The 12,340-nt window shown below is 54.4% G+C and carries 11 protein-coding genes and 1 tRNA gene; 8 read left to right on the forward strand and 4 right to left on the reverse strand.

The window, feature by feature from the left end; all coding sequences use genetic code 11:
- Positions 1-832: 832 nt before the first annotated feature.
- Positions 833-1,618: a class I SAM-dependent methyltransferase gene (locus ACR0CE_RS15965; RefSeq protein ID WP_480833163.1), complete on the forward strand. Its 786-nt coding sequence runs from the start codon at positions 833-835 to the stop codon at positions 1,616-1,618.
- 592 nt (positions 1,619-2,210) lie between these two features.
- On the opposite strand, the gene ACR0CE_RS15970 is transcribed toward ACR0CE_RS15965, so the two are convergent.
- Positions 2,211-2,287: transfer RNA gene (locus ACR0CE_RS15970), tRNA-Pro, on the reverse strand.
- Between the two features lie 118 nt (positions 2,288-2,405).
- On the reverse strand, positions 2,406-3,521 hold the full coding sequence (locus ACR0CE_RS15975) for a THUMP domain-containing class I SAM-dependent RNA methyltransferase (RefSeq protein ID WP_480773657.1): 1,116 nt from the start codon (positions 3,519-3,521) through the stop codon (positions 2,406-2,408).
- A 296-nt stretch (positions 3,522-3,817) separates the two neighbouring features.
- Here ACR0CE_RS15975 and ACR0CE_RS15980 point away from each other — a divergent pair, with 296 nt between their 5' ends.
- From ACR0CE_RS15980 to nqrF, 6 genes are read left to right on the forward strand one after another with little or no spacing between them, the layout of a single operon-like run.
- Entirely contained in the window at positions 3,818-5,161 is a 1,344-nt protein-coding gene (locus ACR0CE_RS15980) for a Na(+)-translocating NADH-quinone reductase subunit A (RefSeq protein WP_480833164.1), read from the forward strand.
- 5 nt (positions 5,162-5,166) lie between these two features.
- Positions 5,167-6,375 (forward strand): NADH:ubiquinone reductase (Na(+)-transporting) subunit B, encoded by a 1,209-nt coding sequence (locus tag ACR0CE_RS15985; RefSeq protein ID WP_480833165.1) that lies wholly within the window; start codon positions 5,167-5,169, stop codon positions 6,373-6,375.
- On the forward strand, positions 6,368-7,183 hold the full coding sequence (locus ACR0CE_RS15990) for a Na(+)-translocating NADH-quinone reductase subunit C (RefSeq protein WP_209597278.1): 816 nt from the start codon (positions 6,368-6,370) through the stop codon (positions 7,181-7,183). The genes ACR0CE_RS15985 and ACR0CE_RS15990 overlap by 8 nt, the downstream gene beginning before the upstream one ends.
- Positions 7,183-7,836 carry an NADH:ubiquinone reductase (Na(+)-transporting) subunit D gene (locus tag ACR0CE_RS15995; protein ID WP_209507137.1) on the forward strand — a complete coding sequence of 218 codons (654 nt, stop codon included), beginning with the start codon at positions 7,183-7,185 and terminating at the stop codon, positions 7,834-7,836. Before ACR0CE_RS15990 ends, ACR0CE_RS15995 begins: the two co-directional genes overlap by 1 nt.
- Positions 7,836-8,444: an NADH:ubiquinone reductase (Na(+)-transporting) subunit E gene (gene nqrE, locus ACR0CE_RS16000; RefSeq protein WP_209507136.1), complete on the forward strand. Its 609-nt coding sequence runs from the start codon at positions 7,836-7,838 to the stop codon at positions 8,442-8,444. The genes ACR0CE_RS15995 and nqrE overlap by 1 nt, the downstream gene beginning before the upstream one ends.
- Before the next feature lie 13 nt (positions 8,445-8,457).
- A complete protein-coding gene (gene nqrF, locus ACR0CE_RS16005) occupies positions 8,458-9,681 on the forward strand; it encodes an NADH:ubiquinone reductase (Na(+)-transporting) subunit F (RefSeq protein WP_480833166.1) in 1,224 nt (407 codons plus the stop codon).
- Positions 9,682-9,737: 56 nt separating this feature from the next.
- Here the strand turns inward: nqrF and ACR0CE_RS16010 are convergent, their stop codons facing one another.
- Positions 9,738-10,751, reverse strand: coding sequence for an NAD-dependent epimerase/dehydratase family protein (locus tag ACR0CE_RS16010; RefSeq protein WP_480833167.1), 1,014 nt, complete (start codon positions 10,749-10,751; stop codon positions 9,738-9,740).
- Between the two features lie 184 nt (positions 10,752-10,935).
- On the opposite strand from ACR0CE_RS16010, the gene ACR0CE_RS16015 reads away from it, so the two are divergent.
- The gene (locus ACR0CE_RS16015) at positions 10,936-11,700 is read left to right on the forward strand and encodes a metallophosphoesterase family protein (protein ID WP_480833168.1); all 765 of its coding nucleotides are present in this window, start codon (positions 10,936-10,938) and stop codon (positions 11,698-11,700) included.
- Positions 11,701-11,702: 2 nt separating this feature from the next.
- Here the strand turns inward: ACR0CE_RS16015 and ACR0CE_RS16020 are convergent, their stop codons facing one another.
- The gene (locus tag ACR0CE_RS16020) at positions 11,703-12,227 is read right to left on the reverse strand and encodes a CBS domain-containing protein (protein WP_480483689.1); all 525 of its coding nucleotides are present in this window, start codon (positions 12,225-12,227) and stop codon (positions 11,703-11,705) included.
- Positions 12,228-12,340 lie beyond the last annotated feature (113 nt).

Below are 12,340 nucleotides of genomic sequence, written 5' to 3' on the forward strand. Positions count from 1 at the left end.
ATCAGAACGCGGCGTAGATTGAAACTGCGGCGAGCCTGATCCTCCTAAGCCAATCAAACGCTCGTGTTCCAAATCATTCGATGACGGACAGGTATGTGCTGCCACTAGTCGAGATTAATTGAGGCCGAATGAGGGAGATAAGTTAATGTATTTCATATGGTTAATCTCTATCTGAGATTCTTTGAGACATCTACATATAGGGTTTCAATGCCCTCCACCCGCACCATTTTGATGAATTGAAGTTTTGGAAATTTAAGTTTCTATTTTGCTTCAGCGCCCCCAACTGGCCCCTTGTTCACTCGCTGCCGGATTTCTTGTCTTCGATCCAATCGCACATCTCTGACACCCTTAAAAGTGTGCATCTTTTCCATTGGTGAATCGAGCTTTCCCTATCAGTCCATAAGTCCAGAGGAGGTTAAGAAGGCCGCAGGGATCCCGCGCAGACCGCAAATGTTGAACGGGTTGGACTGGAACAAGCTGCTTATCGCGCGCAATTGGCCAATTGGCAGCAGCGGAACGCAAACCGGGCGGGCTGTAATGGGTGATTTGTTTGGATTGGGCTCAAAGGCGATCAATGAGGGCCTGTTCTGATGGAAATGTTCATTTTTTCAAACGACAACGCAAAAGATTTCATGGAGTCAAAATGCATAGGGTTGTCGCTGATGCCCTACGAACGCGCTTGGGGAGCAGCAGAGTGCTTCGCACCGCGGTCGAAGGCTTGACAGTATCTCTCGGGCGATAGAAGCATAACCTACATAATGAAGGAGGCCTTTATGATGCATTTTTTGTTTGAGCTTAGCGCTTTAGGGAAATGGGGTATCTGAGAATGTCTATGTCAGATGCCTTGATGGACCGGGCTGAATCGTGGAGTTGGTTTCATCAGATTCCTCTGCAAGACGGATATGTCACAAAAGGAGTGGACCAGACGCAGACAAAGTTAAAGGAACTGGACGCGCAAGGTCTTCCATCAGACCTTTCTGGCATGCGCGCCCTAGACATCGGCGCTTGGGATGGCGGGTTTTCCTTTGAGCTAGAGCGCCGAGGGGCTGAAGTGGTTGCCATCGATCATGTTGATAAAGATTCGACGGGTTTTCCTATTGCCGCAGAGGCACTAAATAGCAAAGTCACTTGGCGTACCGCAAACATCTACGATATCAACCCCAACGACTTCGGGACATTCGATATAGTTCTTTGTCTAGGCGTTATTTACCATCTTAGACATGTCGTGCTTGGAATTGACAACGTGCGCTCAGTCTTGCGTGACGAGGGTTCTGCCTTCTTTGAAACAGCGTCTATTGACGATTACTTTCTAACAGATAGCCTCAAAAACCCGGCTTCGCTTCAAGAAATAGCTCCAAAAGTCAATAAGGAGCCGATCATGCAAATCTACCCCCGTGGGGAATTGGGCGGTGATTTCACCAACGTCTTTGCGCCCAACCTCTCAGGCTTGGTTGCACTACTGGAAATGTGTGAATTTGAAATAGTGAAGGCTGAAAACGTTAATTCTTACGCGAGAGGTCGAGCCATGGCGCACGCAAAGGCCATTAACGACCATAACGTGTCATTCTATAGGAATCGAGAACTTGTCCTATTGCCGAAAGGCGTGGCAAACATCTGAAGACGACCACTGACTTCCTCCACGGGAAGATAACTTGGCCGAAATCAACAAATAATCCAAAAACCCTGCTTTTGCTGGGCTTAACCCATTGGAGATAGGGTATGCCCTGAGACGGATGGGGAATTTACTCCCAGCCAGCCGACACAGCATCCGTCAGCGGGCGGCTTGTGGATTTTGGCGACGTAAACTCGCGGTTTTCGAACCTAGAGGCAGATAACAACGCCGTCCGGCCTGTTTTGGCAGGCGATACTGGCCAAAACAGCGTTAACAATGTGGCCTCAAGTCTTTTAGTCGAGGTTGCCAAGTTGATGTATCGCGTCGGTGATCTCAAAATCGCCGGGGATAACTTAAACCCAGGCACGTACATCACAGGAACGACTTTGGCATTGGAAAAAGCGCATGAGTCACGTAAGCCCAGAGGAGGTTAAGAAGGCCGCAGGGAACAATGACTGGAAGATATGAGGTACGTCTGCGTGGTAGGTAGCTGGCGCTTGCAAACGAACTGAGCACATCCGGCACACGAAACATTGTGGATATCGTTGCGGCCGATCAGCGGCAAACAACAAAGGCACCTTTGGGCACCTTGTTTTACTGGTCGGAGTGAGAGGATTCGAACCTCCGGCCCCTGCCTCCCGAAGACAGTGCTCTACCAGGCTGAGCTACACTCCGACCGTGGCGGGTGATCTATACGCGGCTTTGCCGATGCGCAAGAGGATTTTGAGAAGCGATCATCCTAATCTTCCGTCTTTGGATCGACAACGGACGGGCTAAACAGGTCACGCGACTCTCATGGCAGCGGATCCGTTTTGTACAGACGGATCTTGGTGCCTCCGTGGTCTACGACCGGACCGGGCGCCAGCAAAGGCAGGCGGGTCGCCCGAGCCAAAGCCGGAGCGCTGGTCACAATCCCAACACGCCATCCTCGAAACCGGCTCATCAAAGATTTACCCAAGGCTCCGTAGACAGAGCGCAGACGCTTTTCATCTCCAATTCGCGCCCCGTAGGGAGGGTTCACAATGACCAGCCCGGCGGGTCCCGCAGGGGGTTTGATGTCACTGACGGAAAGCTGTTGAAAACTCGTGTTGGCGTTAACCTGCGCTCTATGGGCGTTGGCTGTTGCGGCTTCGATAGCTCCGGCGTTGCGGTCAGAGCCACAGAAGGTGAGAAAACACTCAGCGACCTCTGACTCGCTGCGCATGTCTTGCCAGCGGTCAGGGTCGAAGCCCGCAAGGTTTTCAAACGCAAAACTGCGGGACCGACCAGGGCGCAGCCCCAGGGCAATCTCGGCGGCTTCGATCACGAAAGTACCCGAACCGCACATCGGGTCCAACACCGGTTCATTGCCGCTAAATCCGCAGTCACGCAGAAACATGGCTGCCATCGTTTCGCGCATTGGCGCTTTGGCAATTGCTTCTTTATGACCACGCTTGTGCAAAAGCTCTCCAGAACTGTCGACGGAAAATGTACAGATGTCCTTTTCGATTCTCAGCAAGATCCTGACATCGGCGTCGGAAGATATCGGAGCGCCCAGAGTTTCGGATATCGCTTGTTCAACTCTCTGCCGTGCGGCACCGGCATGATATATTCTGGATTTGCGGCTGGTGGCCTCGACTTTGACCGGAACACCGGAGCGCAGGAACTCGCCCCACGGGAATTTGCGCGCACGTTTGTCCAATTGGGCTAAATGCACGGCAGGAAAACTGCCCAGACGAACCAGAACCTTGTTTGCACCGCGTAAGGTCAGGTTGGCGCGCCAGACCTCGGACCACGAACCACGGCAAATGACACCCCCTGGAATCGTCTTGACCTGAGCGAACCCGTTGGACTGCGCCTCGGCACAGAGGGGGGCTTCAAGGCCCGGGGTGGCAATCAGAAAGATTTCGAAGTCTGTGTCTTTTTTCATTCCGGTTGCTTACACTGGAAGTTCAGCGGGCGCGACACGCAATTTTGACCCGTATTTTTGGCCATCTTGAGGGAAAACTCCAAGATTTTGCAGTTTGATCTTAACTTTCGGCGGTAACAGGTTTGCGTTTGCGGGCATCCGCGCGTAAAGGGTCCGTGATCAGAAATACGCCTGCGGAATTTGGACCCGTTTCGACGCTTTTGCGATGGGCACCGGAAAAAACCGCGTTATTGCATGACCCCTAAAGGGTGTCGGCAGGGCTGGCGCAGGAAAGAGGCTTGGAAGAACGTAGCGGCATGCAAACTTTCAAACTTAAAAAAGGGTTGGACCTGCCAGTGGAAGGCGCTCCCGACCAAACCATTCATCCGGGTCCGGAATATTCGACCGTTGGCGTTCTGGGTGGGGATTACATTGGCCTGAAGCCAAAGATGCTGGTGCAGGAAGGTGATCGTGTCGAGCGGGGTACGCCGCTCTTTTGTCACAAAGATGCGCCTGACGCGATGATGGTTGCACCGGTGACAGGCAAGATTGTTGCCATCAACCGGGGTGCCCGCAGGGTGTTGCAGAGCGTCGTCATCGAAGTGTCCGACGCCAATGACACGGGCTTGGATTTTTCGAGCGTGGGCGATGCGCACAGCGCCGAAGGCGTGACTGAAAAACTGTGCGCCGCTGGTCTATGGACTTCATTCCGCACGCGGCCTTATTCGAAAATACCGGAACCCGGTGCCAAGCCGAACGCGATTTTCGTGACAGCCACGGACAGTGACCCTTTGGCGGCTGATGCCGCCACGATCATTGCCGAAGCGCCCGAGGCCTTTGCTGCTGGGTTGGCGGCAGTCAGCAAGCTAACCGAAGGCAAGACTTATATTTGCCAAAAACAAGGTGACACGATCCCCGGCGCGGATGTCGCCGGTGTCGAGGCCGTGGCGTTTTCCGGTCCACACCCATCAGGTTTGGCGGGAACGCATATTCACTTCCTCGAACCGATTGCGGGGGAAAAGCGAGTCTGGACTATCGGTTATCAGGACACCATCGCGATTGGCCGCCTGATGCAGACCGGGCGTCTGGATCCGAGTGTTGTGATCGCCTTGACCGGGCCCGGTGCGCGTCAGCCACGTTTGATCCGCACCGTGATGGGCGCGTCCACGGACGACTTGACACGAGGTGAGGTAAGTGTGGACGGAACGCCCCGCATTATCTCGGGTTCGATCCTGTCGGGTCAACATGCCGACGGACCGACCGCATATCTGGGGCGGTTTGCCCGTCAAATCTGTATCATCCGAGAGGATCACGATCAGATTCCGATGGGTTGGATCCGACCAATGCCTTCCAAGTATTCCGTCCAGCCAGTATTGGGCTCGGCCTTTTCCAGAAAACTCTATGCTTTCACGTCCAACCTGAACGGTGGCCGCCGCGCGATGGTGCCGACAGGCGTGTTCGAGGAGTTGATGCCGCAGGATTACCTGCCCACACAATTGCTTCGGGCGTTGCTGGTGATGGATACGGATACGGCTCAGGCACTGGGAGCGCTTGAGCTGGACGAAGAGGATCTGGGCCTTGTGGGCTTTGCCTGTCCGGCGAAATATGAATACGGGCTGGCGCTGCGCGACTGCCTGAAAAAGATTGAAAAGGAGGGCTGATCCGAATGGGATTGCGTAACTTCTTTGACCGGATCGAGCCGAACTTTACCAAGGGCGGCAAGTACGAGAAGCTTTTTCCGATCTACGAGATGGTGGAAAGCTTCATCTACACTCCGAAAACCGTAACCACCGTTGCTCCTCATGCGCGGTCTTACGTGGATATGAAGCGCATCATGACATATGTCGTGATTGCCACTATTCCTTGCATCCTGTGGGGAATGTGGAACACCGGTTATCAGGCAAATTCGGCCATTGCCGCGCTTGGCCCAGAGTCTGCAACTGGTTGGCGGATTGCAATTCTTCAGGTTCTTGGCATCTCGTTGAATCCGGACAGTATTTTTGCCAATGTCATGCACGGGCTTATGTACTTCCTGCCAATCTATATTGTCACGCTGGTGGCAGGCGGTATTTTCGAAGTCATTTTCGCAACCGTCCGCGGGCATGAGGTGAATGAAGGCTTTCTTGTCACTTCGATGCTTTACGCCCTGATCATGCCTGCAACCACGCCTCTGTGGCAGGTTGCTATGGGAATTATCTTTGGTGTTGTCATCGGCAAAGAGGTATTCGGCGGCACTGGTAAGAACTTCCTCAACCCTGCCTTGGTGGGGCGGGCGTTTTTGTATTTCGCCTATCCCGCGCAGATGTCGGGCGATGCAGTCTGGACCCCGGTTGACGGGTTTTCCGGGGCGACGGCTCTGGCTGTGTCGGCTGCCGAAGGCTACCAGGCACTGGCCGCTGACGGTATCACCTGGTGGAGCGCGTTTTACGGCACCATTCAGGGCAGTATCGGGGAAACCTCGACTCTGGCCTGCCTGATCGGTTTGGCCTTCCTGCTGATCACCAAGATTGCCAACTATCGGCTGATTTTGGGATGTCTGGCGGGCACAATTGCGTTCACCTGGCTGTTGAACCTGATCGGGTCCGAGACGAACCCGATGTTCGCAATGCCATGGTACTGGCATGTCGTGTTGGGCGGTTACGCCTTTGGTCTGGCTTTCATGGTGACCGAGCCGGTCTCGGCAAGCCACACCAATGTCGGGCGCTATATCTATGGTGCACTGATTGGTGTCATGGTTGTGTTAATTCGTGTGATCAACCCAGCCTTCCCCGAAGGTATGATGCTGGCCATTCTGTTCGGCAACGTCTTTGCACCGCTGATCGACTATTTTGTCGTTCAGGCCAACATCAAACGGAGGGCGCGTCGCCATGTCTGATACGCAATCCCCTGAACGCAAGGGCGCGATTGCCCGTTTTCTGGCGGCCTCGCCAGATTCAGTTGGCAAAACAATCTTTATTGCTGTTGCAGTCTGTCTCGTTGCCTCGATGATCGTGTCTGCCGCCGCAGTCAGCTTGCGCCCGGTGCAAGAGGCCAACAAGCTGAAGGACAAGCAGGTCAATATCCTGCAAGTGGCGGGGGTGTATGAACCCGGCGTCAATGTCACCGAAGCATTTGCCGCATTCGAGCCGCATGTGCTGGATCTGGCAACGGGCGATTTTGTGGACGATCAGTTCGACCCGGCCACCTTTGACGATCTGGCCGCTGCCGGTGATCCTAACCTGAGCGTCGCGCTTGACGACGATCCCGCAGGCATTGGCCGCAAGGCAAAGTACCGGGTGATCTATTTGCTGCGCGACGACGCGGGGGCCTTGGACAAGGTAATTCTGCCACTGCATGGCTATGGGCTGTGGTCCACTCTGTACGGTTTCATCGCGCTGGAGAAAAACGGCAACGATATCTACGGCTTGCAATTCTATCAGCATGGCGAGACGCCGGGTCTGGGTGCTGAGGTGGACAACCCGCGCTGGAAGACGTTGTGGAACGGCAAGAAGCTGCGCGACGACGCGGGAGTGTTGCAGATCACCGTCGCCAAGTCGCAGCCTGCGGCCGGGCCCGACTATTACATCGACGCCCTGGCAGGTGCGACCCTGACCACTGTCGGTGTCGACAACCTGGTGAGATTCTGGATGGGTGACGCGGGTTACGCTCCGTTCCTGGCCAAGCTGCAAGCAGGAGAGATCTGATGTCTCAGACCAAGAAAGAGCTGTTGGTCGACCCCCTTGTCGACAACAACCCAATCACCCTGCAAGTGCTGGGCATCTGTTCGGCTCTGGCGGTGACTTCGTCGTTGCAGGTGGCCTTTGTGATGGCGCTGGCGGTGACCTTTGTGACCGCGTTTTCGTCGATGTTCATTTCGATTTTGCGAAACCAGATTCCTGGTTCGATCCGAATCATCGTGCAGATGGTGATCATCGCTTCGCTTGTGATTTTGGTGGATCAGATCCTCAAGGCGTATGCCTTTCAGATTTCCAAGACTTTGTCTGTGTTCGTCGGCCTGATCATCACCAACTGTATCGTTATGGGCCGAGCCGAGGCATTCGCTATGAAAAATCCGCCGGTAGCATCGTTCATCGACGGTTTGGGCAACGGCATGGGCTATGGCCTGATCCTGATGCTGGTGGGCATCATCCGCGAACTGTTTGGATCGGGCAGCCTGTTCGGGGTGACAATCCTGCAAACGGTCAACAATGGCGGGTGGTACGTGCCCAACGGCCTGTTGCTGCTGCCGCCGTCGGCGTTCTTTGTGATCGGCCTGCTAATCTGGGCTTTCCGCACGTGGAAGCCGAACCAGGTCGAAGAACGTGAATACAAAATCCAGCAGGTAGAGGCGCACTGATGGAAGGGCTTATCTCTCTGGCCGTGAAGGCCGTATTTATCGAAAACCTCGCGCTCAGCTTTTTCCTTGGCATGTGTACCTTCATCGCCGTGTCGAAAAAGATTTCGACTGCCATCGGGCTGGGAATATCAGTCATGGTGGTGCAGGCCATCACCGTGCCCGCCAACAACCTGTTGCTGTCCTTCCTGCTGAAACCGGGCGCATTGGCATGGGCCGGGTTCCCGGACGTGGATCTGACCTTTCTCGGGCTGATTTCCTACATCGGTGTGATTGCAGCGATGGTTCAGATCCTCGAGATGATCCTCGATAAGTATTTTCCACCCCTCTACAACGCGTTGGGGATCTTCCTGCCTTTGATCACTGTGAACTGCGCCATTCTAGGTGGTTCGCTGTTCATGGTCGAACGCGACTATAATTTTGCCGAGGCGACCACCTATGGCATCTCATCCGGTTTCGGCTGGGCGCTGGCAATCACTGCGATGGCTGGCGTGCGCGAAAAGCTGAAATACTCGGATGTGCCGGACGGGCTTCAGGGGCTGGGCATCACCTTTATCACTGCCGGGCTGATGGCGATGGCCTTTATGTCCTTCTCGGGCGTGAAACTGTAAGGGGGGCGTGAGAATGGAAACCTTTTCGCTCGGCGTTGTCCTGTTCACCCTGATCGTTCTGGCGCTGGTGGCCATCATTATGGCTGCTCGGTCAAAGTTGGTGTCGACCGGCAACGTCAACATCACCATCAATGGTGAAAAGACTATCTCGGTTCCGGCGGGTGGCAAACTGCTGCAAACATTGGCGGCCGAAAAACTGTTTGTTCCGTCAGCTTGCGGTGGTGGTGGTACCTGTGCCCAGTGCCGCGTGAAAGTGCATTCGGGCGGCGGTTCGATCCTTCCGACCGAAGAAAGCCATATAACAAAGCGCGAAGCCTCCTGTGGCGACCGTCTGTCCTGTCAGGTGGCGGTCAAGCAGGACATGGAAATCGAAGTTCCAGAAGAGGTCTTCGGCGTCAAGAAATGGGAATGCACCGTTCGCTCGAACGACAATGTAGCGACCTTTATCAAGGCCCTTACCCTAGACCTGCCCGAAGGCGAGGACGTGAATTTCCGTGCCGGGGGCTACATCCAGATCGAAGCACCTGCTCATCAGTTGAAATACACTGATTTCGAAGTGCAGGAAGAATATCGCGAGGATTGGGATCGCTTCAATCTATGGCAATACGAGTCGGTTGTGAACGAACCTATCGAGCGCGCCTATTCGATGGCCAACTATCCGGATGAAAAGGGCATGATCATGCTTAATGTTCGGGTAGCTTCACCGCCTCCGGGCTCAGAAGGAATTCCTCCGGGTCAGATGTCATCCTACATCTTCAACCTGAAGCCAGGCGACAAAGTCACAATCTCGGGTCCATTTGGCGAGTTTTTCGCACGTGAAACCAAGAAGGAAATGGTCTTCATCGGTGGTGGCGCCGGTATGGCACCGATGCGCAGCCACATCTTTGACCAGCTCAAACGCCTTGAGAACCGCGACCGCAAGATCAGTTTCTGGTACGGTGCGCGGTCCAAGAAAGAGATGTTCTTTGTCGAGGATTTCGACCAACTGTCGGAAGAGTTCGACAATTTTGAATGGCATGTCGCTCTGTCGGATGCCCAGCCCGAGGATGAATGGAAAGGCTATACCGGCTTCATCCACAACGTTCTGTTCGAAGAATACCTCAAGAACCACCCGGCACCCGAGGATTGTGAATACTACATGTGTGGGCCGCCAATCATGAACCAGTCGGTTATCAACATGCTGCTGGATCTGGGCGTGGATCGCGAAGACATCATGCTCGACGATTTTGGCGGGTAACTAAAGTAACCGGCGCTGTGTGCGCCGGTTTTTTTTCATTCCGGCGCCAGATCGACCTATTTTCCGTAGTAGTCCCGATACCAGGCGACGAACTGCGCGATACCGTCCTTCAGGTCGGTATGCGGGCGATAATTCGTCAGCCGCTGCAGCAGCCGATTGTCAGCCCAGGTGGCATGAACATCGCCCATCTGCATTGGCATGAAGTTTTTGACCGCTTTCTGGCCAACAGCCTTTTCGATGGCTTCTATGAAATCCATCAGACGCACCTTGTCTCCGTTGCCAATGTTGACGATGCGGTACGGTGCAACGGGCGACAAGCTGTCACCATCTTCGATATCCGCGCGGCTGGTCGGGCGGACCGGCGGAACATCGATCAGCAACCTGATCCCACGCACAAGGTCTTCTACATGCGTGAAGTCGCGATACATGTCGCCATGATTGTAGATGTCGATTGGTCTGCCATCCAGTATCGCAGCGACGAATTTGAAATAGGCCAGATCGGGGCGCCCCCAAGTGCCGTAAACGGTAAAAAACCGAAACATGGTGGTCGGCAAATCCCACAGATGGGCATAGGAATGCCCCATCGCCTCATTCGCCTTTTTGGTGGCGGAGTAGATCGTCAGTTGGGTGTCGGCTTTTTCTGTTTCGATGAACGGCATGTCCTCGTTTGCACCGTAGATTGATGAGGTCGACGCCACCAAAAGGTGTTCCACTTTATGCTGACGCGCGATTTCCATCACATTGAACGTGCCCACAACGTTCGACTCGATATAGCTGCGAGGATATTCAAGGCTGTGCCGCACGCCTGCCTGCGCGGCCAGATGGACGATGACATCGGGCTGAAACTCCTCAGCGACCTGCACAAGACGGTCAAAGTTTTCCAAACGGTCTTCAGTTGCCGTAAATCCCGGGGTTTGAAGCAGTATCTGATGTCGACGCTGTTTCAGGGTCACATCATAATAGTCGGTCATCCCGTCATAGCCATGTACCTGAAACCCTTCTGCCAGAAGCAATTTGGCCAGATGGAATCCGATGAACCCGGCAGAACCTGTAATCAAAACTCGTTTCATAAAACCCTCAGAACTCGCTGCAAATTCATCGCTGATCGAAAGGCGTTGATCCTATCATCAGATCAACTGCTTGCGAACATCCTGCGGGCCATATCGGACAATCTAAGGCTCGTGGTCAACACTTTGCCTACTCAAACAGTTGTTGATTGCGACCACTACGCAGGGCGGGTAGGGATCAAATGCCATGATGAAAGACTGGATCAGACGGCGGTTCCAATCCGCGGCGAAGGAAAGCACCAATGCGATGCCATGCGACGTGGCACCCGCGGAAAAGGTGACAGCTGTCGGTGATATTCACGGCCGTCTTGATTTGCTTCAGGCGGTTTTGCCACGACTCGACGATCAAAGCCCGCTGGTCTTTCTGGGCGATTACATCGATCGGGGGGCATACAGCGCGCAGGTACTGCGGCATTTGCATCACCTGAGTGAGGCGTCAGACGGGCGGGTGCAATGCCTGCTTGGCAATCACGAAGAGATGCTGCTGCAATTTGTAAACGACCCGGAACGATACGCCAGGCTTTGGTTTCATAACGGCGGAGCGGAAACTTTGGCATCTTTCGGTCTCGAATGTCCCGACGAGTTGGACGGTGGCAAGCATCTGCCTGAACTGGCAGAGCGTCTGCGGCACAAGATGGGCGACAGCTTGCTGGACTGGCTTGCAAATCTGCCGCTGACCTGGACCAGCGGCAACGTCACCTTTGTCCACGCGGCACTTGATCCGCGGCTATCCATTCAATCCCAGGATCGCCAAATCTGTCTATGGGGTCATCCGATGTTTCCACGGCTTGCACGCAGCGACGCGCAATGGGTTGTTCACGGTCATACTATTGTAAGCCACCCCCGGGCAAAAAACCGGGTTGTGTCGATCGATACAGGTGCCTTTGCCTCAGGCAGATTAACTGCCGCTGAAATAGACGGCGGCAGTGTCAGGTTTTTTTCAACCGGTTGAAACTATCCTACGATCATCTGCTTCATGCGAAGCGCTTCATACTCCAATTCCCTCAGACGGAAATGCACCACGTCACCGATAGTGATGACACCGCACAAATTGCCATCACGCAGAACCGGCATATGGCGGAAACGCCCTTCGGTCATGGTTTTCAGCACGTCATTCAGCGTATCCTCGGGCGTACAGGCCTTTACATCCCTGGTCATCAGGTCTTCGACCGACTGTGGCAGGGTCTGTCCGGGCGTATCGGCCATGCGACGCACGATGTCGCGTTCCGACAAGATCCCTTGCAATGCCCCGTTCTGATCTGTCACCAGAACAGCGCCAATCCGCTTTTCCTTGAGCGTGTTCACCACCGAATGGATGGTATCATTAGGCCGAACCGAAAACACCGCATCCCCTTTACCCTCAAGCAACTTGGCCACGGTCGTCTGCGAATGCGACAGGTTTGATTCCGCTGATTGGCTGTAGGTTGTCTTGTCAGCCTTGTCACCGCGCGACGGCGACTGGTAAGAGGTTGGAGCCATGGGCAATCTCCTTTTGGTTCTTGCAAAGTCTTTCCCTTTCACCTTAGCGCAGCTAAACGACCTGTATAGGGTACAATTGCACGAGTTGGCCGAACGCAGGTCAGCAAAGGGAG

Source organism: Ruegeria sp. L11 (assembly GCF_056531755.1).

Bases quoted from the DNA above. Each gene is read 5' to 3' on its own strand.
- ACR0CE_RS15965 (WP_480833163.1), top strand. From the start codon at position 833: ATGTCAGATGCCTTGATGGACCGGGCTGAATCGTGGAGTTGGTTTCAT.
- ACR0CE_RS15975 (WP_480773657.1), bottom strand. From the start codon at position 3,521: ATGAAAAAAGACACAGACTTCGAAATCTTTCTGATTGCCACCCCGGGC.
- ACR0CE_RS15980 (WP_480833164.1), top strand. From the start codon at position 3,818: ATGCAAACTTTCAAACTTAAAAAAGGGTTGGACCTGCCAGTGGAAGGC.
- ACR0CE_RS15985 (WP_480833165.1), top strand. From the start codon at position 5,167: ATGGGATTGCGTAACTTCTTTGACCGGATCGAGCCGAACTTTACCAAG.
- ACR0CE_RS15990 (WP_209597278.1), top strand. From the start codon at position 6,368: ATGTCTGATACGCAATCCCCTGAACGCAAGGGCGCGATTGCCCGTTTT.
- ACR0CE_RS15995 (WP_209507137.1), top strand. From the start codon at position 7,183: ATGTCTCAGACCAAGAAAGAGCTGTTGGTCGACCCCCTTGTCGACAAC.
- nqrE (WP_209507136.1), top strand. From the start codon at position 7,836: ATGGAAGGGCTTATCTCTCTGGCCGTGAAGGCCGTATTTATCGAAAAC.
- nqrF (WP_480833166.1), top strand. From the start codon at position 8,458: ATGGAAACCTTTTCGCTCGGCGTTGTCCTGTTCACCCTGATCGTTCTG.
- ACR0CE_RS16010 (WP_480833167.1), bottom strand. From the start codon at position 10,751: ATGAAACGAGTTTTGATTACAGGTTCTGCCGGGTTCATCGGATTCCAT.
- ACR0CE_RS16015 (WP_480833168.1), top strand. From the start codon at position 10,936: ATGATGAAAGACTGGATCAGACGGCGGTTCCAATCCGCGGCGAAGGAA.
- ACR0CE_RS16020 (WP_480483689.1), bottom strand. From the start codon at position 12,227: ATGGCTCCAACCTCTTACCAGTCGCCGTCGCGCGGTGACAAGGCTGAC.